17 protein-coding genes are annotated in these 19,363 nt (G+C 66.0%); 5 read left to right on the forward strand and 12 right to left on the reverse strand.

The window, feature by feature from the left end; genetic code table 11:
• The first annotated feature begins 112 nt into the window (after positions 1 to 112).
• Together ACT4OC_RS13400 and ACT4OC_RS13405 are read left to right on the forward strand one after the other, a co-directional pair.
• The gene (locus ACT4OC_RS13400) at positions 113 to 892 is read left to right on the forward strand and encodes an ATP-binding cassette domain-containing protein (protein ID WP_444839474.1); all 780 of its coding nucleotides are present in this window, start codon (positions 113 to 115) and stop codon (positions 890 to 892) included.
• On the forward strand, positions 889 to 2,445 hold the full coding sequence (locus tag ACT4OC_RS13405) for an ABC transporter permease/substrate-binding protein (protein ID WP_444839475.1): 1,557 nt from the start codon (positions 889 to 891) through the stop codon (positions 2,443 to 2,445). Before ACT4OC_RS13400 ends, ACT4OC_RS13405 begins: the two co-directional genes overlap by 4 nt.
• Before the next feature lie 160 nt (positions 2,446 to 2,605).
• Here the strand turns inward: ACT4OC_RS13405 and ACT4OC_RS13410 are convergent, their stop codons facing one another.
• The 3 genes from ACT4OC_RS13410 to ACT4OC_RS13420 all read right to left on the reverse strand — a co-directional run bounded on the left by ACT4OC_RS13410 (position 2,606) and on the right by ACT4OC_RS13420 (position 6,950).
• The gene (locus ACT4OC_RS13410; protein WP_444839476.1) at positions 2,606 to 4,354 is read right to left on the reverse strand and encodes a sulfatase-like hydrolase/transferase; all 1,749 of its coding nucleotides are present in this window, start codon (positions 4,352 to 4,354) and stop codon (positions 2,606 to 2,608) included.
• A gap of 12 nt (positions 4,355 to 4,366) precedes the next feature.
• On the reverse strand, positions 4,367 to 6,079 hold the full coding sequence (locus ACT4OC_RS13415) for a sulfatase-like hydrolase/transferase (RefSeq protein ID WP_444839477.1): 1,713 nt from the start codon (positions 6,077 to 6,079) through the stop codon (positions 4,367 to 4,369).
• Positions 6,080 to 6,248: 169 nt separating this feature from the next.
• Complete coding sequence (locus ACT4OC_RS13420; protein WP_444839478.1) at positions 6,249 to 6,950, reverse strand: TetR/AcrR family transcriptional regulator; 702 nt, start codon at positions 6,948 to 6,950, stop codon at positions 6,249 to 6,251.
• Positions 6,951 to 7,058: 108 nt separating this feature from the next.
• Here ACT4OC_RS13420 and ACT4OC_RS13425 point away from each other — a divergent pair, with 108 nt between their 5' ends.
• Positions 7,059 to 7,676 (forward strand): hypothetical protein, encoded by a 618-nt coding sequence (locus tag ACT4OC_RS13425; RefSeq protein ID WP_444839479.1) that lies wholly within the window; start codon positions 7,059 to 7,061, stop codon positions 7,674 to 7,676.
• Here ACT4OC_RS13425 and ACT4OC_RS13430 read toward each other — a convergent pair whose 3' ends face one another.
• A complete protein-coding gene (locus ACT4OC_RS13430; protein WP_444839480.1) occupies positions 7,677 to 8,534 on the reverse strand; it encodes an SDR family oxidoreductase in 858 nt (285 codons plus the stop codon).
• Positions 8,535 to 8,773: 239 nt separating this feature from the next.
• On the opposite strand from ACT4OC_RS13430, the gene ACT4OC_RS13435 reads away from it, so the two are divergent.
• Positions 8,774 to 9,871, forward strand: coding sequence for a DUF2336 domain-containing protein (locus tag ACT4OC_RS13435; protein WP_444839481.1), 1,098 nt, complete (start codon positions 8,774 to 8,776; stop codon positions 9,869 to 9,871).
• 319 nt (positions 9,872 to 10,190) lie between these two features.
• Here ACT4OC_RS13435 and ilvC read toward each other — a convergent pair whose 3' ends face one another.
• From ilvC to miaA, 8 genes are all read right to left on the reverse strand, one after another.
• The gene (gene ilvC, locus ACT4OC_RS13440; protein ID WP_444839482.1) at positions 10,191 to 11,210 is read right to left on the reverse strand and encodes a ketol-acid reductoisomerase; all 1,020 of its coding nucleotides are present in this window, start codon (positions 11,208 to 11,210) and stop codon (positions 10,191 to 10,193) included.
• 151 nt (positions 11,211 to 11,361) lie between these two features.
• Positions 11,362 to 11,967: a LysE family translocator gene (locus tag ACT4OC_RS13445; RefSeq protein ID WP_444839483.1), complete on the reverse strand. Its 606-nt coding sequence runs from the start codon at positions 11,965 to 11,967 to the stop codon at positions 11,362 to 11,364.
• Positions 11,968 to 11,974: 7 nt separating this feature from the next.
• On the reverse strand, positions 11,975 to 12,850 hold the full coding sequence (locus tag ACT4OC_RS13450; RefSeq protein ID WP_444839484.1) for an EamA family transporter: 876 nt from the start codon (positions 12,848 to 12,850) through the stop codon (positions 11,975 to 11,977).
• 45 nt (positions 12,851 to 12,895) lie between these two features.
• Positions 12,896 to 13,591: a class I SAM-dependent methyltransferase gene (locus tag ACT4OC_RS13455; protein ID WP_444839485.1), complete on the reverse strand. Its 696-nt coding sequence runs from the start codon at positions 13,589 to 13,591 to the stop codon at positions 12,896 to 12,898.
• 3 nt (positions 13,592 to 13,594) lie between these two features.
• Entirely contained in the window at positions 13,595 to 14,152 is a 558-nt protein-coding gene (gene ilvN, locus ACT4OC_RS13460; protein WP_444839486.1) for an acetolactate synthase small subunit, read from the reverse strand.
• A 23-nt stretch (positions 14,153 to 14,175) separates the two neighbouring features.
• Positions 14,176 to 15,162 carry a threonine dehydratase gene (locus ACT4OC_RS13465; protein ID WP_444839487.1) on the reverse strand — a complete coding sequence of 329 codons (987 nt, stop codon included), beginning with the start codon at positions 15,160 to 15,162 and terminating at the stop codon, positions 14,176 to 14,178.
• A 210-nt stretch (positions 15,163 to 15,372) separates the two neighbouring features.
• The gene (locus ACT4OC_RS13470; RefSeq protein ID WP_444839488.1) at positions 15,373 to 17,148 is read right to left on the reverse strand and encodes an acetolactate synthase 3 large subunit; all 1,776 of its coding nucleotides are present in this window, start codon (positions 17,146 to 17,148) and stop codon (positions 15,373 to 15,375) included.
• 324 nt (positions 17,149 to 17,472) lie between these two features.
• Positions 17,473 to 18,408 carry a tRNA (adenosine(37)-N6)-dimethylallyltransferase MiaA gene (gene miaA / locus ACT4OC_RS13475; RefSeq protein ID WP_444839545.1) on the reverse strand — a complete coding sequence of 312 codons (936 nt, stop codon included), beginning with the start codon at positions 18,406 to 18,408 and terminating at the stop codon, positions 17,473 to 17,475.
• Here miaA and serB point away from each other — a divergent pair.
• A complete protein-coding gene (gene serB / locus ACT4OC_RS13480; RefSeq protein WP_444839489.1) occupies positions 18,407 to 19,300 on the forward strand; it encodes a phosphoserine phosphatase SerB in 894 nt (297 codons plus the stop codon). The two genes, miaA and serB, sit on opposite strands and share 2 nt — an antisense overlap.
• The last annotated feature ends 63 nt before the right edge of the window (positions 19,301 to 19,363 follow it).

Here is a 19,363-nt window from a genome sequence, read left to right on the forward strand (position 1 = left end):
CCCCCGCAAGCGGGAGAGGGAGCACAGTGCCGATGTCGCTGCACCTTGGACCTCATATGCGATAGCCCTGCCCTCCAGGGGAGGGTAAGAGGCAACTGCGAGACTTCACTCAATGCCCAACTCCCCCCTCATCGCCTATGCGAACGTGGCAAAGCGCTTCGACGCTGTGACGGCGGTGGACGACGTTTCGCTTGAAGTGGCCGAGGGCGAATTCCTCGCCATTGTCGGCGACTCCGGCTCCGGCAAGACCACCCTGCTGCGGCTGGCCAACCGGCTGATCGAGGCGGACGATGGCTTCATCACCGTCGAGGGCGAGGACGTGCGCGCGGCCGATCCGATACGCCTGCGCCGGCGCATCGGCTATGTCTTCCAGAGCGGCGCGCTATTCCCGCATATGAGCGTCGCCGACAATATCGGCATCACGCCGCGCCTGCTGGGCTGGGCCGCGGACGACATCTCCGCGCGCGCCGACGAGCTGCTCGACCTGGTCCGGCTGGAGCGCGCGCTTTATCGCGACCGGTTGCCGCATGAACTGTCCGGCGGGCAGCGCCAGCGCGTCGGCGTGGCGCGGGCGCTGGCCGCAAGGCCGCGCATCGTGCTGATGGACGAGCCGTTCGGTGCGCTCGATCCGCTGACCCGCGACGCGCTCGGCGAGGACTATCGCGAGCTGCATCGCAGGCTTGCGCTCACCACGGTCATGATCACCCATGACATGACCGAAGCGATCCTGCTGGCCGACCGCATCGCGGTGATGCGCGCGGGCAAATTGTTGGCGCAGGGTACGCCGGCCGAGCTTGCCGCAAGCGGCGACGATTATGTCGGCGAGCTGCTGCGGACGCCGCGGCGGCAGGCGGAACGGCTCAACGAAGCGCTGCCGCGGGGTGGCGCATGATCCTGCTGTCGGACCCGCGCTGGGGCGAGGCGCTGGCGCATCTGCCGGACTATCTCGGCAACCATGTGCGGGTCAGCGTCACCGCGCTGGCGCTGGGCTTGGCCGTCAGCCTGCCGCTGGCGATCCTCTCGCGCAACCGCCCCGTGCTGCGCGGCGCGCTGCTCGGGCTCGCCGGCATCGTGCAGACGGTGCCGGGGCTGGCGCTGCTCGCCCTGTTCTATCCGCTGCTGCTGGCGCTCGCCGCGATCACGCTCGACTGGTTCGGCTTTGCCTTCTCCGCCTTCGGCTTCCTGCCGGCGGTGCTGGCGCTGGCGCTCTATTCGATGCTGCCGGTGCTGCGCAACACCATCACCGGCCTCGAGGGCGTCGACGCCGCCATTCTCGAAGCGGCGCAAGGCGTCGGCATGACGCCGCGGCAATCGCTCGTCATGGTGGAGCTGCCGCTGGCGCTGCCGGTGACGATGGCGGGCATCCGCACCGCGGCAGTGTGGGTGATCGGCACCGCGACGCTGTCGACGCCGATCGGCCAGACCAGTCTCGGCAACTACATATTTGCGGGGCTGCAGACCCAGAACTGGGTGTTCGTGCTGTTCGGCTGCATCGCCGCCGCCGCGCTGGCGCTACTGGTCGACCAGCTGCTCGCGCTGATCGAGAGCGGCCTGCGAAATCGCAGCCGGCTTCGTGCGGCGTTTGGCGCGGTCGGCATGGCCGCGCTGGTGGCGGCGACGCTGGCGCCGAACATCGCCCGCCCCTCCTCCGGCTACATCGTCGGCGCAAAGACCTTTGCCGAGCAATATGTGTTGTCGGCCCTGATTACGCAGCGGCTGCGCCAAGCGGGACTGTCGGCGACGACGCGCGAGGGCCTCGGCTCCAACGTGATCTTCGCGGCGCTCGCGGCCGGCGACATCGACGTCTGCGTCGACTATTCCGGCACGCTGTGGGCCAACCAGTTCCAGCGCACCGACATCAAGCCGCGCGAGGCGTTGCTGGCGGAGCTGAAGACGATGCTGGCGAAGCAGGACATCACCTTGCTCGGCGAGCTCGGCTTCGAGAACGCCTATGCGCTGGTGATGCCGCGCCAGCGCGCCGCCGAGCTCGGCATCAAGAGCGCTGCCGATCTCGCCGCGCGCGCGCCGACGCTGTCGATCGCCGGCGACTACGAGTTCTTCTCGCGGCCGGAATGGGCGGCGCTGCAGAAGGCCTACGGGCTCGCCTTCCGCGCGCAGCGGACGATGCAGCCGGATTTCATGTATGCGGCGGTCGCCTCCGGCGAGGTCGACGTCATCGCCGGCTACACCAGCGACGGGCTGATCGCGAAATACGATCTCGTCGCGCTGCAAGACCCCAGGCGCGCGATCCCGCCCTATGACGCCATCGTGCTGCTGGCGCCAAAGCGCGCCGGCGACGAGAGGCTGAAGGCCGCGCTGCAGCCGCTACTCGGCAAGATCGACATCGCCGCGATGCGCGAGGCGAACCTGCGCGCGGCGGGGAATGACGCGGCGTCCTCGCCCGACGCGGTGGCGCGTTGGCTGTGGGAGAAGGTGGGGAAATAGTCCTCCGTCATTGCGAGGAGCAAAGCGACGAAGCAATCCATCGTGCCGCAAGCGGAGAAATGGATTGCTTCGCTTCGCTCGCAATGACGGTTGGTGATCCGCTATCCGCGTCATGCCCGGGCTTGTCCCGGCCATGACGAAGGAGAGTGTCGTGGCGGGCTTACAGCCCCTTGATCAACCCGGCGTCGATCAGCAGGCGATTGAACCGCCGCGCCTCAGTGCCCTTGTTGCAGCTGTAGAACACGCCCTTGCAGCGGAGCATGATGCTTTTTTGCTCGGCAAAGGACGGATCGAGCGGTACGCCGGCGGCGTCCTGGATCACGATCGGCAGATAGGCGGCATCGAGCTTGTCGAACGCAGACGACAGGTCCGCCGGGCGGAAGTTGATCGTGTCGATCGCGTAATAGGTCGAGAAGTAGCGGCGGTCGAAAGCCATGACTCGCTTGGCCAGATGGGCACGGTCGATGCCGGGCTCGAGCATCTTTTGCGAGATGTTCGGCTGGTGATCGCCGAAGCGGACGATCAGGAACTGCTCGTCGGGATGATTGCGCTTCAGCTTTTCGATGAATTCGCCGTAGTCGCGCGCCGTCACGGTCTGGCGGCGGATGTATTCGTCGATCTCGCCGGTGTTGCCCGGGCCCTTCCAGCCGGGCGTCAGCTCCGGCCGGTAGACGTCGGTCCAGGGGAAGTGGTTGGCGGTGAGGTACAGGAACATGAAGACGGGCGCGCGCGCCGGCACTTCTCGTGAGAAAACCTTCAGTGCCTGGTCGAAATAGAAGCTGTCGGGCTGCATGTCCTCGCTGACGCCCATCTCGGCCATGTCGATGAACTCGTCGACACCGAGCGCCTTCTGGAAGGTGCGGGCGCTGAGGAAATCGCCATAGGTCGGATAGAGCGACACGGTCTTGTAGCCGCAGCGCTGCAGCGCGGCCGGCAGGCCGCGCGTGACGCGGCCGGCGGCGATGCGCGTGACGTAGAATTTGAGGTCGCCGAAGGAGCGCGCCGAGAGGCCGGTGATGACGTTGAACTCGGTGTACCAGGTGGGGCCGCCGGTCGCCTCGGCCACGAAGGTGCGCTGCTTGCCGTCGGCGGACTTGAAGTAGTCGGTATAGCCGGCGGGCACCTTGATGCCGGGCGCCGACGTCACGTCGAAGCTGGATTCGTCCAGCATCATGACGATGTGCGGGCGCTTCGCCTTCGCCTCGCATTCAAGCGGCGGCGGAAGCGAGAGCGGCGTCGCGGCATGGGCGACGCGCGCCAGCGGCAAAGGCGGCTGCGCCGGCGGGTCGGCCTCGATCCAGCCGGTCGAGCTCAACCGCGACACCGCGACCACGCCGGAGCGCGCGAGATTGGAGATGTGGTTGACGCCCTGGAACGGCTCCCAGGGCTGCTCGGGCACCGCGATCGCCATGCCCGAGATGCCCGCAGCGGCAAGCGCGAGCCCGGCCAGGGAGGCCTTGCGACTGATGCGGAACGGATCGGTACGCCAGACCAGCCACAGCACCGGCACGGCGGCGATCGCGGCCAGCAGCAGCGGCAGCTTCAGCCGCGGGAAGACGGAGAGCAGAAACGAAAGGGTGTCGCGGTCGATGATCAGGAAGTCGAGGAAGGTGATCGAAAGCTGCAGGATGTCGAACTTGAAGCGCGAGAGCGCGATCAGGGCGACGGTCGCGATCAGCGACAGCGCCGCCGCGATGCCGGGCCGCGGCAGCAACAGCAGCACCAGGCAGTTGGCGAACAGCCAGGCCAGCAGCGACAGCGCGATGGCGAACGGGCCGTATTCGGTGGTGAAGAGCGCGTAGAGCGCACCGAGATGCAGGACCGCGACGCAGGCAACGCCGATCCGGCTCCGCCAGCTCCAGATCGGAGCGGCTTCCCTTCCGGTCTCGGCCTTGCCGGTCTCCAACATCACTCTCCCCGGCTAGAGATTTTTGACAAAACCCGCTTCGATCAACAGGCGATTAAAACGTCGCGCTTCGGCGCCGTCCTTGCAAGTGTAGAACAGGCCCTTGCAGCGCAGCATGATGGCCTTCTGTTCCTCGAAGGAAGGATCGAGCGGAATGCCGGCGGCCTCCTGCACCACCAGCGGCAGATACGGCGCCTCGACCGCGTCCATCACCGCCGGGCTCTTCACCGGCTGGAAGTTCACGGCGTCGATGGCGTAGTAGGTCGTGAAATAGCTGGGATCGTAGGTGTCGAACTTGCGGGCGATGCTGGCTTCATCGAGGCCGGGATCGAGCAGGTTCGAGGAGAACTCCGGCTGGTGATCGCCATAGCGCACGATCAGGAACGGCTGGTCGGGGAATTTCTTCTTCAGCTCCGCAACGAAGTTGCTGTAGTGCTCCGCGCTCAGGACCTGCCGGCGCAGATATTCGTCGACGACGGGCTCGTTGCCCGGCGCGCGCCAGGACGGCAAGAGGTCCGGACGATATTTCGTCTCCCACGGGAAATGGTTGGCGGCGAGATAGACGAAGGTGAACAGCGGCGTCTTGGCCGGTTGCTCGGCGATCAGCTTCACGGCCTTGGCGTAGAAAAAGCTGTCGGGCTCGATGCCCTTGGCGCCCATGTCCCTGGCATCGTAGAAATGCTGGATGCCGGTCGTGGTGTGAAAACCCTTCGCGCTCATGAAGGCGCCATAGGCCGGATAGAGCGAGGCGGTAGAGTAGCCGCAGCGGCGCAGCGCCATCGGCAAGCCGCGCTCGACGCGGCCGGAGGCGATGCGGGTGACGAAATAGGCGAAACGGCCGAACGATCGCGAGGATAGCCCGGCGAGCACGTTGTATTCCGCAAGCCAGCTCGAGCCGCCGCTGCTCTCGGCGAGGAATTTGCGTTGCTTGCCGTCGAACGACTTGAAGTGGCCGCCATAGCCCGCCGGCACCTTGACGCCCGGGGCCTGGCGGATGTCCCAGCTGCTCTCGTCGTGGATCAGGATGATATGCGGGCGGCGGCCGGCGACGTGGCAGGAATCGACCAGCGGCATCTTCAGCCGCTCGGCAAGCGCAGCATCCGACTGCATGAAGCCGTAAGCGGAGAAGTCGGAAACCGCGGTCACGCCCGACAGCGCGAATTTGGAGAGATAAGCGTCGTCGTGATAGCCGCGCCAGGCCTCGTCCGGCCAGATCGCGGCGTAACCCGTCAGCGCGGCGGTGCATGCCAATAGACCGGCGGCGGCCGGCAGGCGGCGGATGCGGAAGGGATCGAGCCACCACAGCGCATACATCAGCGGCAGGATGACGCTGGCAGCGAGCACCACGTTCCAGCGCAGGTTCGGGAAGATCGTGAACAGGAACGCCGCGGTGTCGAGGTCGATCAGCATCAGATCGAGGAAGTTCGCCGTCATCTGCACGACGTCGTGCTTGAGCCGCGACAGCAGCACCAGCACCACGAGCAGCGTCAGCGACAGCGCGCCCGACACTGCCGGCCGGCGCAGCCAGACGATGAAAAAGAAATTGAGCATGCCCCAGGCGAACAGGAAGGCGGCGCGCGAGCCGAAATCGGTTTCGGTGCGCAGCATGATGACCGCCGCGGCCAGATGCGGCATCGCCACCGCAAGCAGCCGCCAGTAGCCGATCGCGGCAAGGCCCCGCGTGACGACGGTGGTGGCAGACGGACCGGAATTTGGCGCGGGCGCCATGGGGTGAGGACGCAGTACGAACCGGCGCAATGCCAAGGCCCGATCTGGCGAAGGCCAGGAGGCAACCGCTGCGGCCGGTCTTCACAGCATGTCACAAAATCGTAGTGGAAACGTCATGAACAGGCAATGAATTGCGCCGCTCGACGCCCGGTTCGGTAAACTTCCGGGGTCAGCTGCGGCCGGGACGCCGAGCGATGCCTGATATGAAGAGGTCGAGCACGGCTTCCGCGGTGCGGTCGATCTCCGCCTCCGCAACGCCCCAGCGCGCAAAATGCCCGTCGATCGCCATTCGGGCAAAGCCGTAGACCAGCGCGCGGCCGCCGATCAGCACCTGCTTCAGGTCGGAGGTGCCGAGCTGCCCCCTGGCGTGGGCTTCCTTCAGGATACGCTCGGTGAGGCCGATTACCTCGGCATTGTCGGAAGACACCGCGGCCGATCGGTCGTGATCGAAGAAGCGGCGGCCGGAAATCACCTCGAAATGGGTGGGGTTGCGCCTGGCCCAGCGCAGGTAGGCAAGCCCGAGGCAGCGAAACTGCCGCAAGGGATCGTCGGCCGGAGCCTCGGCCATCCCCCGATCGATCTCGGCCCGGAACCGCCGCTGCGCCTCCTCGGCCACCGCCGCCAGCAGGGCATCGCGGCTGGCGAAATGCCGGAACGGCGCCCCCGGCGAGACGCCGGCGCGCCGGGCGGTCTCGCGGACGCTGACGGCCTCGACCCCGCCCTCGCCGACCAGTTCGAACGCCGCCTCCACCAGCACGCGGCGGAGGTCGCCATGGTGATAGGGCCGCTCCGCCGGCGCTCGGCGGGAGGCCGGGCGGGGAGACCTGGCGGCAGCGCGCTTGCGGCCGGAGGGCGTGGCTGTTCGTCGCATCGCCCTTCCCTACCATCACCGGCTTGTGAATGTAAGCACCGATTACACGGATTGACGGGGTCACCCCGCATCGATGTAACTACCGATTACATCCAATGGAGGGGGACCATGACCGCGTCTCGGCAAGGCTGGTTCGAAGGCTGGCGGCTGTTTGCCGTGCTGGCGCTCACCGCGCTGTGCGTCTGGATATCAGGCATGCGCGGCTTCGAGGTCGAGGGCGTACGCGCGGTGATCCGCTTCACCGCGCGCACCTCGCTGCTGTTCTTCTGCCTCGCCTTCTCGGCCGCGGCGCTGGCAAGGCTCTGGCCCAACGCCTGGACGCGCTGGCAGCGCCGCAACCGCCGTTTTCTCGGCGTCACCTTCGCCGCCTCGCACGGCCTGCACGGCATCGCGATCCTCTGCTTCGCCATCATGGACCCGGCCGGCTATGCGGCGGCGACCTCGGCCGCCTCCTACATCTTCGGCGGCATCGGCTATGCCTGCATCATCGCGATGACGGCGACCTCGTTCGACCGCACGGCGCAGATGCTGGGCCCGCGCGCCTGGCGCGCGCTGCACCTGACCTGCGGCTATTACCTGTTGTTCCAGTTCACCGTCAGTTTCGGCAAGCGTGTCCCCGACATGCCGCTCTATGCGCTGTTCCTGATCCCGCTGGTCACGGTGTTCGTTCTGCGCCTGGTCAGCATGGCCGCCAAGGCTGCGCCGCGTCCGGCCCGGACGGCGTGATCATTTCGCCGGCGGCATCAGGCCGAGGCGTTTGGCGATGATCCGGTCCATCGTGCGCTTCGGCAGCACTGCGGCCAGCAGATAGCGTATCCTGTCCGGCGCGATGTGGTAGCGCACTTTCGGGTTCGGCAGCGTCAACGCGTCGAATACGAGGGCGGCAATCTGCTCGGGCGGCAATGCTTTGGATTCGAGCTGCTGAATGAAGGCAGCGGCTTTTTGCACGGCCGGCAGATAGGGTGAGTTCCGGTAGCGGGAAACGTCGACGGCCTCCTGCCCCTTGCTCCAGATCGGCGTCTTCACCGGCCCGGGCGCGATCATGATGACGTCGATGCCGAACAGCATCAGTTCGCGCCGCAGGCTCTCGGAGAAACCCTCGACGGCGTGCTTGGAAGCGCAGTAAGCCGAGGTGAACGGATTGCCGTTCTTGCCGGCAACCGAGGAGATCATCACGATCCGTCCGGGCGCGCCCTTCAGCGACTGGTCGGCGCCGAGCAGCGGCCCGAACGCTTGCGTGGCGATGATCGGCCCGATCACATTGACGTCCATCTGGCGGCGGAAGTCGTCGACCGAAACGCTCAGCGCGGGTCCGGCCACCGAGATTCCCGCATTGTTGACGAGGCCGGCAAGCTTCTCGCCGTTCAGCGCCGAACGCACTTCGCGCGCGGCCGCCAGCACGGCGCCCTCGTCGGTGACGTCGAAGATCAGGGGCGTGAAATGGGCGCCGAATTCGGCCTTGAGCCGGTCGGCGTCGGCCTCTTTGCGGACGCTGCCGAACACGGCAAAGCCCTTGTCCAGCAGCAGCTTCGCGCTGGCCCAGCCGATGCCGGTGGACGCACCGGTGATGACGACGGATTTCATGCTGTTTCGCTCCCCTCTGCTGGCCTTTATCTCAACATGGCGAGCGAATGGTGCAAGTGGGCAGCCGTACGCGGTTAACGCCTTCTTCCTTTGATTAAAGAATCTCGCGGAGCTGCAAGCGCACGTTAAGCGTGCGTTTCACAGGTGTTTGCCCGGGGTTCCGGTCTTAACGTCGGCGTAAGGAGGCTGTTGCGATGGTCGAGGCAACGAGGCCAAGAAGCAACCAAGGCTGACCTTAAGTGCAACAGCCCGCATTTTCCATCATTTCCGAGCTCGAGGATGCCGTCGCCGGCGGCTCGTCGGCCAAGCGCATCTCCACGCTGAGAAGGGTGACCGATCTCTTCCTGCACGACGGGGAGCGGCTCAACGACGAGCAGGTCAAGGTGTTCGACGACGTCCTCTGTTTCCTGATCGCGCGGGTCGAGACCCGCGCGCGGGCCGAGCTGGCAAGGCGCCTGGCGCCGGTCGACTACGCCCCCTTCGAGGTGATCCAGCACCTTGCCTTCGACGACGAGATCGAGGTCGCCGCGGACGTCTTGACCAATTCCAGCCGGCTCGGCACCGAGACGCTGGTGAAGATCGCCAGCACCAAGGGCCAGGACCATTTGCTGGCGATTTCCGGCCGCGCCAACCTGCCGGAGGCCGTGACCGACGTGATCGTCGACCGCGGCGACGGCAAGGTGATCCGGCGGCTCGCCAACAATGCCAGCGCCCGTTTCTCGGAGGCCGGCTATTCCGGCATGGTCGCCCATGCCGAATCCGACGAGCAGCTGATCGAGATCCTGGGACTGCGGGTCGACCTGCCGGTCAAGTTCCTCCGCGACCTCCTGCGCCGGGCCAAGGAGGCGGTCCGCGACCGCCTGCTGGCGATCGCGCCGCCCGGCGTGCAGGACGAGATCCGCCGGGTGCTGGACGAGATCGGCGGCAGGGAAGAGCCGCCGCTCAGCCAGGACTATGCCCTCGCCGAGCAGCTGGTGAAGCTGATGAAGGGCCTGAACGAGCTCGACGAGGCCGCGATCGTCAAATTCGTCGGCAGCGGCAAGTTCGCGGAAGTCGCAGCCAGCCTCGCCGCGCTCAACGACGTTCCGACCGCGCTGATGGCGCGGGTGATGGAAGGAACGAGGGCAGACCTGCTGCTGATCCCCTGCAAGTCGGCGGGCCTCGACTGGATGGTGGTCGAAAGCATCCTGCGCCACCGGCCGGTGGTTCCCAAGATCGACGACCGGACGATCTGGCAGGCGCACCGCGACTACGGCCGGCTGTCGCACGAGACCGCCCAGCGCACGGTGCGCTTCTGGCAGCTGCATAACCGGATCGAGAAGGCCGGCGCGGCGTAGCCCGCCAAGAATCTGGATTAGCTCTCAGCTCTTGGCTTTCTATCGCAACGCTTGAAGCGCTGCCGCACGCTTTGCCATCCGAGAATGCAGTTGAAGCAATCGTGCTTCGACTCGGAAAGCGTTCAGCCTTTTGGATTCAGGAAATCACGCGAACGGCTTCACACCAAGAATGTGCACGAAGCGTCAGTTCTTCGTTTTGGCTGGCGCGACGCGATGAAAAAATCGCCGCCGAGAAATCACATCAAGTAAGCAAAGGGCGAGACCGCCTGCGCGATCTCGCCCGAATATGCCGTCCAACGTTTAAGATTTCGTCTCAGCCCTAGTTCTTGCTCTTGTCGACCAGCGCGCCCTTCTTGATCCACGGCATCATGTCGCGGAGTTTCGCGCCGACATCCTCGATCGGATGCTGGGCGAGCTTGGCGCGGGTGGCCTTGAACGAGGTCTGGTTGACCTTGTTCTCCAGCATCCAGTCGCGGGCGAACTTGCCGCCCTGGATGTCGGCCAGCACCTTGCGCATCTCCTTCTTGGTCTCGTCGGTGATGATGCGCGGGCCGGTGACGTATTCGCCGTATTCGGCGGTGTTGGAGATCGAGTAGTTCATGTTGGCGATGCCGCCCTCATAGATGAGGTCGACGATCAGCTTCACCTCGTGCAGGCACTCGAAATAGGCCATCTCGGGGGCGTAGCCGGCCTCGACGAGGGTCTCGTAGCCGCCCTTGATCAGCTCGACCAGGCCGCCGCAGAGCACAACCTGCTCGCCGAACAGGTCGGTCTCGCACTCTTCCTTGAAGGTGGTCTCGATGATGCCGGCGCGGCCGCCGCCGATCGCGGAGGCGTAGGACAGGCCGAGGTCATGGGCGTTGCCGGAGACGTCCTTGGCGATCGCGATCAGGCAGGGCACGCCGCCGCCGCGCTGGTACTCCGAGCGCACGGTGTGGCCGGGACCCTTGGGAGCGATCATCAGCACGTCGAGGTCGGCGCGGGGGTCGAGCAGGTTGAAGTGGACGTTGAGGCCGTGGGCGAACACCAAGGCTGCGCCCTTCTTCATGTTGTCGTGCAGGTGCTCGCGGTAGATGTCGCCTTGCAGCTCGTCCGGGGTGAGCATCATGACGAGGTCGGCCCATTTGGCGGCTTCGGCGACTTCCAGCACCTTGAAGCCGGCGTTCTCCGCCTTCTTGGCCGAGGCCGACCCCTTGCGCAGCGCAATGGCGACTTCCTTGACGCCGGAGTCCTTCAGGTTCAGCGCATGGGCGTGGCCCTGGCTGCCATAGCCGACGATGGCGACCTTCTTGCCCTTGATCAGGTTCAGGTCGGCGTCGCGATCGTAGTAAACACGCATAGTCGTTTCCTCTCGAGGGGGCCGGAAATCGGCCGATGAATCAGGCTGTTGGGAGGGTCAAAAACCGCCGGGTCGCCCGCGAAATTCCGGCCGTTGTCTAGAGCATTTGCCCAAGGGGGGAAACCCCGTTCTCGCATGGCGCGGTGCGGCATCATGCGTCCATGAAGACCGGGTAGAGCAAGGCCAGCAGCAGCAGCGCCATCACGATGTTGAAGGCCCGGACCGCCCGGGGCGAGGTCAGGACCGGCCGCAGCGCCGTGCCGAACAGGGCCCAGGCGGTGCAGGACAGGATGCCCAGGATCAGGGAGATGCCGACCTGAATCGCGATATTGAAGGGAAACGCCGCAATCGCCGCATAGGCGGTGATGGTGCCGATCACCATGACCCAGCCCTTGGCATTGACCCACTGGAACATCGCCGCGCCCCAAAACGACATCGGACGGCCGCCGCGCTTGTCCTCTTCCGCCGACGGCGGCTCGGACAGCGCAAGATAGCCGGCGAGGTAGATCAGGTAAGCCGCGCCGGCGTATTTCAGGATCGTCTGCAGCACCGGATAGGCGATGAAGACGGTGCCGAGCCCGAGGCCGACCGCGCCGACCATGAAGGCAAAGCCCACGGTGATGCCCATGATGTGCGGGATGGTGGGCCGGAAGCCGTAGGTCAGCCCCGACGACAGCAGCATGATGTTGTTCGGCCCCGGGGTGAAGAACATCACGGTGGCGAACATCACGAAGGCGATAAAGATCGAGCTGGACATCGGCACCTCACGCGATCTTCGGGAGAGCTTGCGGACGCCTCGCCAGCAGCATGACGGCGATGCCGCCGATGACGGTGACCATGCCGGCGAGCCGCAGCGGGCCGAAGGTCTCGCCGAACACGATGCTGGAGGCGGCGGAGCCGACGAACGGCACCAGGAGCGCAAACGGCACGACCGTGGCTGCCGGATAGTCCCGCAGCAGCCGGCCCCACAGCCAATAGGCGATGCTGGTGGAGACGGCGCCGAGGAAGATCATGCAGGCAAAGCCGGTCAGCGACATGTGGGTCAGCGCATGCCAGGTCGGCTGCGGACCGTTGGACAGGAACGTGAGTGCGAACAGCGGCACGGCTGCCGTGAGGCAGAGCCAGGCGAACAGGTCGAACATCCGCGCACCCTTTACGCGGCGCAGCGCGATGTTGCCGATGGCAAAGCTGATCGGCGAAATCATCAGCACGGCGAAGGCGGCAACGCTGAAATCGTAACCGACGGTGCCGCAGATCATCAGCAGGCCGATCGTGGCGACGGCGATGCCGGCGGCCTGCGTGCGCGTCGGGTGTTCGCGGAAAATCAGCGCGGCGAACGCAATGGTGAACAGCGCCTGGCTCTGCACGATCACGCTGGAGAGCCCGACCGGCACGCCGTGCGCGATGGCAAAGGCCTGCGCCAGGAACTGGCCGAGGAACAGCGACAGGCTGATGGCGATCAGAAGCGGCCAGGACACGTCGGGCCTGCGCGCGAACAGGCAGGGAATGGCGGCGATGGCAAAGCGCAGCGCCGTCATCAGCTCCGGCGAAAGCTCGTCGAGCGCGATCCGGCTTGCGACGAACGCAAGCCCCCAGATCACCGCCACCAGGACAGCGATTAAGACGTCGGCCGGCTTCATTGGTTGGCTCTGTTGTTTGCGGCTGCGTTGTCGGGTTTGTCTTGTTCAGCTCTGTTCGCCGGCTTTCGGTTTGCGCAGGAGGTAGGTGCCGTGGAGGGGCGCGTGATAATCGGCCGAGACGGTCTGGAATCCGGCATCGGTCAGCATCCGCTCGATCACCCAGGAGAACGTCGAGTACTCGTCGCGCATATGCGTGATGACGCTTTCGCGGTCGAATTCGTGGTTCTTGATGGAGAAATCCGCCCAGCCCTCGACGTCGCGGTCGACGGCATCGGGCATGCCGACGAAGACGATGTCGCGCAGATAGAAATTGGAGCCGGGCTTCAGCGCGTTGAAAATGCGCGACAGCGCCACCGCCTTCCAGAAGTCCGGCAGATGATGCAGCGCGAATTCGCTGACGATCAGGTCGTATGAATTCGGCTGATAGGCGAAGCTGAGCAGGCCCGCGAATTGCGTGCGGATCTTCACCTTGCGGTCGCGCGCCAGGATGTCGGCCAGCGCGAGCATGGCCGGTGAAATGTCGATCGCGTCGACCTCGGCGCCCATCGAGGCCGCCTCGCAGGCCAGCACGCCGTTGCCGCAGCCGATGTCGGCGACGTGCCAGCCCTTCTTGACGCCGAGCATGGTCAGCGCGGCGTTGGCGCGGCGGTCGCTGTTGTCGTGGCGGTCATAGAGCGAGGCGACGGCGGAATCGATGCCGAGACGCCGCCGCTCGGTATAATACCAGTCGCGCGCCAGCATGCTTCACATCCCCTCGGGCCCGCGCCCGATCGCGGCGACGCCGGTGCGCGACACCTCGACGAGGCCCAGGGGACGCATCAGGTCGATGAACTGGTTGATCTTGGAAGACGCGCCGGTGATCTCGAACACGAAACTCTCGATGGTGGCGTCGATGACGCGGGCGCGGAATGCGTCGGCAAGCCGCAGCGCCTCGACCCGGTGGTCGCCGCCGCCGCGCACCTTGACCATTGCGAGCTCGCGCTCGATCGAGCGGCCGGTCAGCGTCATGTCGACCACGCGATAGACCGGGATCATGCGATCGAGCTGGTGCTTGATCTGCTCGATCACCATCGGCGTGCCCGTGGTGACGATGGTGATGCGGGAGAGATGTTTCTGGGCTTCGGTCTCCGAGACCGTGAGACTGTCGATGTTGTAGCCGCGCCCGGAGAACAGGCCGATCACGCGGGCGAGCACGCCGGGCTCGTTCTGCACCAGGATCGAGAGCGTGTGCGTCTCGTTCGGATCGTGGCGGTCCTCGAGGAAGTAGGCGGAGGCCGGCTGGTTCGCGGCTTGCTGGTTCATCGTCGTCCCCTCATATCCATTCGTCAGGCCACGGCCATTTGGCCGGTGGCTGGCGCATCCGTTCCGACCCATCGCCGGAACAAATCGAAATCGATATTGCCGCCACTCAGGATCAAACCGACGCGCCTGCCGTGCAGCTTGTTCTTTTCCTGGCAGGCGGCTGCGAGCGCGGCGGCGCCGGCGCCTTCGGCGAGATTGTGCGTATCGGTCCAGTAGGCGCGAATGGCCTCTCCGATCTCGTCATCGGTGACCTGCACGACGTGCGAGGCGCCCTTGCGGATGATCGCAAGCGCGTCCTCATCCGGAACGCGCGTCGCCATGCCGTCGGCCAGCGTGTCGCTGCTGTTGGTCTTCACCACGGTGCCTGCCGCAAACGACAGCGCGTAGGACGGCGCTTCGGTCGACTGCACGCCGACGATCTCGGTCTTCCGGCCGAGCAGGTCGCGGGCGAGAATGCAGCCGCAGATTCCGGAGCCCTGGCCGATCGGCACGTAGATGACGTCGAGGTCGGGCGCGGCGCGCAGCAGCTCGAGCGCATAGGTGGAAACGCCGAGCACCAGATCGCGGTGGAAGGACGGCACCATGTGCAGCCCGGCCCGCTCGCCGTGGCGCATCGATTCCTCGCGCGCCGCCTGGAAGTCGTCGCCATGCTCGACCAGCCTGGCGCCGAACGCTTCCATCGCCCGGTTCTTCTCGACCGAATTGCCGTGCGGCACATAGATCGTCGCCGGGATGCCGGCGCGGCTGGCGGCAAAGGCGACACTCTGGCCGTGATTGCCGCGCGTCGCCGAGATGATGCCGGGCACAGCGGGCTGCTCGCGCTTCAACCGGTCGAGATAGGTGAGACCGCCGCGCACCTTGAAGGCGCCGATCGGCGTGTGGTTCTCGTGCTTGACCACGACCGATGTGCCGAGCCGCGGCGCCAGCAGCGGCCAGGCATGCGCCGGGGTCGGCGGCATCGCTGCCCCGACGATCTTGTGCGCGTGCTCGAGCTCGGCGAGATCAAACATGGGTCAACTCGGCAACGGCGGTCTGCTCCCTCGCCCCGCTCTTCGCGGGGAGAGGGTTGGGGTGAGGGGCTGCCTCGGCGAACTCGGTGAGGGTTGGACTCGTGGATAGCCCCCCTCACCCGGATTGCATCTGCGATGCAATCCGACCTCTCCCCGGAGGGGAGAGGTGAAGAAAGAGCCGTGTTGCGTCTGTTTCATCGTCACACCAAATCACACCAGCGCCTTGCCGCCGGCGAAGGCGGTGGCGGTGGCCTCGTCGGTGGCTTCTTCCGGCAGCAGCATTTCGTTGTGCGCCTTGCCGGACGGGATCATCGGGAAGCAGTTCTCCAGCGCGGCAACGCGGCAGTCGAACAGCACCGGGCGCTTCACCTTGATCATCTCCCTGATCGCGCCGTCGAGATCGGAAGGTTTCGTCGCCTGCAGGCCGACTCCGCCATAGGCGTCCGCCAGCTTGACGAAGTCGGGCAGCGCCTCGCTATAGGAGTGCGACAGGCGGTTGCCGTGCAACAGCTGCTGCCATTGCCGCACCATGCCCATGTACTGGTTGTTGAGGATGAAGATCTTGATCGGCAGCTCGTACTGCACCGCCGTCGACATTTCCTGCATCGTCATCTGCACCGAGGCATCGCCGGCGATGTCGATGACGAGGCTGTCGGGATGCGCGACCTGCACGCCGAGCGCCGACGGCAGGCCGTAGCCCATGGTGCCGAGCCCGCCCGAGGTCATCCAGCGGTGCGGCTCCTCGAAACCGTAGAACTGCGCGGCCCACATCTGGTGCTGGCCGACTTCGGTGGTGATGTAGGTGTCGAGGCCGCGCGTTGCCTCGAACAGGGTCTGGATCGCATGCTGCGGCAGGATGACGTCGCTGCTCTTGCGGTAGGACAGCGAATTGCGCGCGCGCCATTGCGCGATCTGCTGCCACCACGCCTTGATGTCGGACTTCTTCGGCTCCGCCTTGAACGCAGCCAAGAGGTCGCCGAGCACGTTAGCGCAATCGCCGATGATCGGCACGTCGACCCGGATGTTCTTGTTGATCGAGGACGGATCGATGTCGATGTGGATCTTCTTCGAGCCCGGCGAGAACGCATCGGTGCGGCCGGTGATGCGATCGTCGAAGCGCGCGCCGACGCACAGCATGACGTCGCAATCGTGCATGGTCATGTTGGCTTCGTAGGTGCCGTGCATGCCGAGCATGCCGAGCCAGTTCTTGCCCGAGGCCGGATAGGCCCCGAGCCCCATCAGGGTCGAGGTGATCGGAAAGCCGGTGGCCTCGACCAGCTGGCGCAGCAACTTCGAGGCCTCGGGGCCGGAATTGATGACGCCGCCGCCGGAATAGATCACCGGGCGCCTGGCGGAGGCGAGCAGCGCCACGGCCTTGCGGATCTGCACGGCGTCGCCCTTGATCCGCGGCGTGTAGGAGACGTGCACGTCGTCCTTCTGCGGCGGATGATAGGTGCCGGTGGCGAACTGCACGTCCTTGGGAACGTCGACGACGACGGGACCGGGACGGCCGGTGGTCGCGACGTAGAACGCCTCGTGCAGCACCTTCGCCAGATCGTTGACATCGCGCACCAGCCAGTTGTGCTTGGTGCAGGGCCGCGTGATGCCGACGGTGTCGCATTCCTGGAAGGCGTCGTTGCCGATCAGATGAGTAGGAACCTGTCCGGTGATGCAGACCAGGGGAATCGAATCCATCAGCGCATCGGTCAGCGGCGTCACCATGTTGGTGGCGCCGGGACCCGAGGTGACCAGCACCACGCCTGGCTTGCCGGTGGAGCGCGCATAACCTTCGGCGGCATGGCCGGCGCCCTGCTCGTGGCGGACCAGGATGTGCTCGACCTCGCTCTGCTGGAAGATCTCGTCATAGATCGGAAGCACCGCCCCGCCCGGATAGCCGAAGAGATGCTGCACGCCGTGATCAATCAGCGCGCGGACGATCATCGCGGCTCCCGTCATCTGGTTCGGATCGTGGCTCTGGTTGCTCATTGGCTTGCTCCGGATGCGCCTCGCTGGCGCGGTCTTCGTTGGTCTGGTCTGGGAAATAAAAAAGGGCCCGAAGAGGCCCATGTGCACCGCCTGAATTCGGGATGGCCTCAGCCACCCGGGGCGATGCACCTGGGTACGACGACGATAAGGAGTTTGGCAATAATATTGCGCATTTGCCGGCTCAGGCTTCCCAAAGGTTGCGCGAACATAGCCACCCCGCCCCGATTGTCAAGGCAAAGGCGCATTCCGCGCGATTTCCTGGAGATTAGCGGGCTTGCGGGCATTCGGCGAGAGCGAAATCGCTGCAATCGCGCAAAAGAGGCGTCATGGCTGGGCTGCGCGGGCCTCCAGCCACCCCCTCGCCCGCTCCGGGGCCAGCCATTCGAACTCCGGCAACTGGTGGCGAAACCAGGTGAACTGCCGCTTGGCATATTGCCGGGTCTCGGTGCGCCCGAACTCGGCGGCCTCGGTCAGCGAGACCTCGCCGCGGAGGTGCTGGATCAGCACCGGCACGCCATGGGCTTTCATCGCCGGCAGCAAAGGATCGAGCTGCCGCGCGGCCAGCGCCGCGACTTCCTCGATTGCGCCGGACGCCAGCATTTCGTCGAAGCGCGCATCGATCCGCGCGTGGAGCGCCTCGCGCTCCGGTGCGAGGAACAGCGCGGAAAATTCCCCCGGCGGCAATAGCGGGGGCAGGCCCTCGCGATGCCAGTCCGGCAGCGCGCGGCCCGTGGCCTCGATCACCTCCAGCGCGCGGGCGATGCGGGTGCGGTCGCGCGGCTTCAGCCGTTCGGCGGAAACGGGATCGCGGCGCGAAAGCTCGGCATGCAGCGCCTCGACGCCGTCGCGCTCCAGCCGCGCGCGCACGGCATCGCGTATCTCGGCCGGGATCGGCGGGATCGCCGACAGGCCGCGCGTCAGCGTCCGGAAATAGAGGCCGGAGCCGCCGACGAAGATCGGCAGCTTGTCTTGCGCGCGCGCTTCTTCCAGCGCCGCGGCCGCGTCAGCGACCCAGGCGCCGGCGGAGAAATTGACGGCGGCATCGACATGGCCGTAAAGCCGGTGCGGCACCTGCGCCTCCTCCTCCACGGTGGGGCGCGCGGTGATGATGCGCAGGTCGCGGTAGACCTGCATGGAATCGGCGTTGATGACGATACCGCCGGTTTTCTGCGCAAGATCGAGCGCCAGCGCCGACTTGCCGCTGGCGGTCGGCCCTGCGATAAGCACGGCCTTGCTCACGTAGGATGATCCCGCCTGCATGTCCCTCGTCGCCACCCTCATCTGCAATCCCGCCAACCCTGCGCTCGATAGCACGATCGTCGACGGCGCGCTCGCCGTGCTGCCGTCGCCGGGCGAGGCCGAGTGGCTGTTCAACGAGGTCGCGGTCGATATCCCCTTTGCCGGCAGCGAGGACGTCAAGACGATGGAAGCCCGCCTGCGCACGGCGCGCGGCGACCTGCCGATCGACATCGTCGTGCAGCCGACAGCGACGCGGCGCAAGAAGCTTTTCCTCGCCGACATGGATTCCACCATGATCGGGCAGGAGTGCATCGACGAGCTGGCCGACTTTGCCGGGTTGAAGGCGCATGTCGCAGCCATCACCGAACGCGCGATGCGCGGCGAGATCGAGTTCGAGCCGGCGCTGCGCGAGCGCGTCGCGCTGCTGAAGGACATGCCCGTCAGCGTCGTGGACGAAGTGCTGAAGACGCGCATCAAGGCGACCCCGGGCGGCCGCGAACTCGTTATGACCATGCGCGCCCACGGCGCCTATACCTGCCTGATCTCGGGCGGCTTCACGCTGTTCACCAATGCCGTCGCCGCGATGATCGGCTTCCAGGAGAACCGCGCCAACGAGCTGATCGTGCGCGACGGCAAGTTTTCCGGCGAGGTCAAGGAGCCGATCCTCGGCCGCGCCGCGAAACTGCAGACGCTGATCGATCTCACCGAGTCCTTCGATCTAGACGATATCGACAGCCTCGTCACCGGCGACGGCGCCAACGATCTCGGCATGATCCAGCAGGCGGGGCTGGGCGTGGCGTATCACGCCAAGCCGGCGGTGGCAGCCGCGGCGGCGGCGCGGATCGACCACGGCGATCTCACGGCGCTGCTCTATGCGCAGGGATATCGGCGGGAGGAGCTTGTGGAGGGATAATTCCCCCCGCTCGTCGTCACCCGCGAAGGCGGGTGACCCAGTATTCCAGAGACCTTTGCGATA

Source organism: Bradyrhizobium sp. (assembly GCF_052389815.1).
In the GTDB taxonomy this organism is placed as follows: Bacteria; Pseudomonadota; Alphaproteobacteria; order Rhizobiales; family Xanthobacteraceae; genus Bradyrhizobium.

Coding starts and splice junctions, on each gene's coding strand:
- ACT4OC_RS13425 (WP_444839479.1), top strand. CDS start 7,059: ATGACCGCGTCTCGGCAAGGCTGGTTCGAAGGCTGGCGGCTGTTTGCC.
- serB (WP_444839489.1), top strand. CDS start 18,407: ATGTCCCTCGTCGCCACCCTCATCTGCAATCCCGCCAACCCTGCGCTC.
- miaA (WP_444839545.1), bottom strand. CDS start 18,408: ATGCAGGCGGGATCATCCTACGTGAGCAAGGCCGTGCTTATCGCAGGG.
- ACT4OC_RS13430 (WP_444839480.1), bottom strand. CDS start 8,534: ATGAAATCCGTCGTCATCACCGGTGCGTCCACCGGCATCGGCTGGGCC.
- ACT4OC_RS13465 (WP_444839487.1), bottom strand. CDS start 15,162: ATGTTTGATCTCGCCGAGCTCGAGCACGCGCACAAGATCGTCGGGGCA.
- ACT4OC_RS13450 (WP_444839484.1), bottom strand. CDS start 12,850: ATGAAGCCGGCCGACGTCTTAATCGCTGTCCTGGTGGCGGTGATCTGG.
- ACT4OC_RS13420 (WP_444839478.1), bottom strand. CDS start 6,950: ATGCGACGAACAGCCACGCCCTCCGGCCGCAAGCGCGCTGCCGCCAGG.
- ACT4OC_RS13400 (WP_444839474.1), top strand. CDS start 113: ATGCCCAACTCCCCCCTCATCGCCTATGCGAACGTGGCAAAGCGCTTC.
- ACT4OC_RS13445 (WP_444839483.1), bottom strand. CDS start 11,967: ATGTCCAGCTCGATCTTTATCGCCTTCGTGATGTTCGCCACCGTGATG.
- ilvC (WP_444839482.1), bottom strand. CDS start 11,210: ATGCGTGTTTACTACGATCGCGACGCCGACCTGAACCTGATCAAGGGC.
- ACT4OC_RS13410 (WP_444839476.1), bottom strand. CDS start 4,354: ATGTTGGAGACCGGCAAGGCCGAGACCGGAAGGGAAGCCGCTCCGATC.
- ACT4OC_RS13405 (WP_444839475.1), top strand. CDS start 889: ATGATCCTGCTGTCGGACCCGCGCTGGGGCGAGGCGCTGGCGCATCTG.
- ACT4OC_RS13415 (WP_444839477.1), bottom strand. CDS start 6,079: ATGGCGCCCGCGCCAAATTCCGGTCCGTCTGCCACCACCGTCGTCACG.
- ilvN (WP_444839486.1), bottom strand. CDS start 14,152: ATGAACCAGCAAGCCGCGAACCAGCCGGCCTCCGCCTACTTCCTCGAG.
- ACT4OC_RS13455 (WP_444839485.1), bottom strand. CDS start 13,591: ATGCTGGCGCGCGACTGGTATTATACCGAGCGGCGGCGTCTCGGCATC.
- ACT4OC_RS13470 (WP_444839488.1), bottom strand. CDS start 17,148: ATGAGCAACCAGAGCCACGATCCGAACCAGATGACGGGAGCCGCGATG.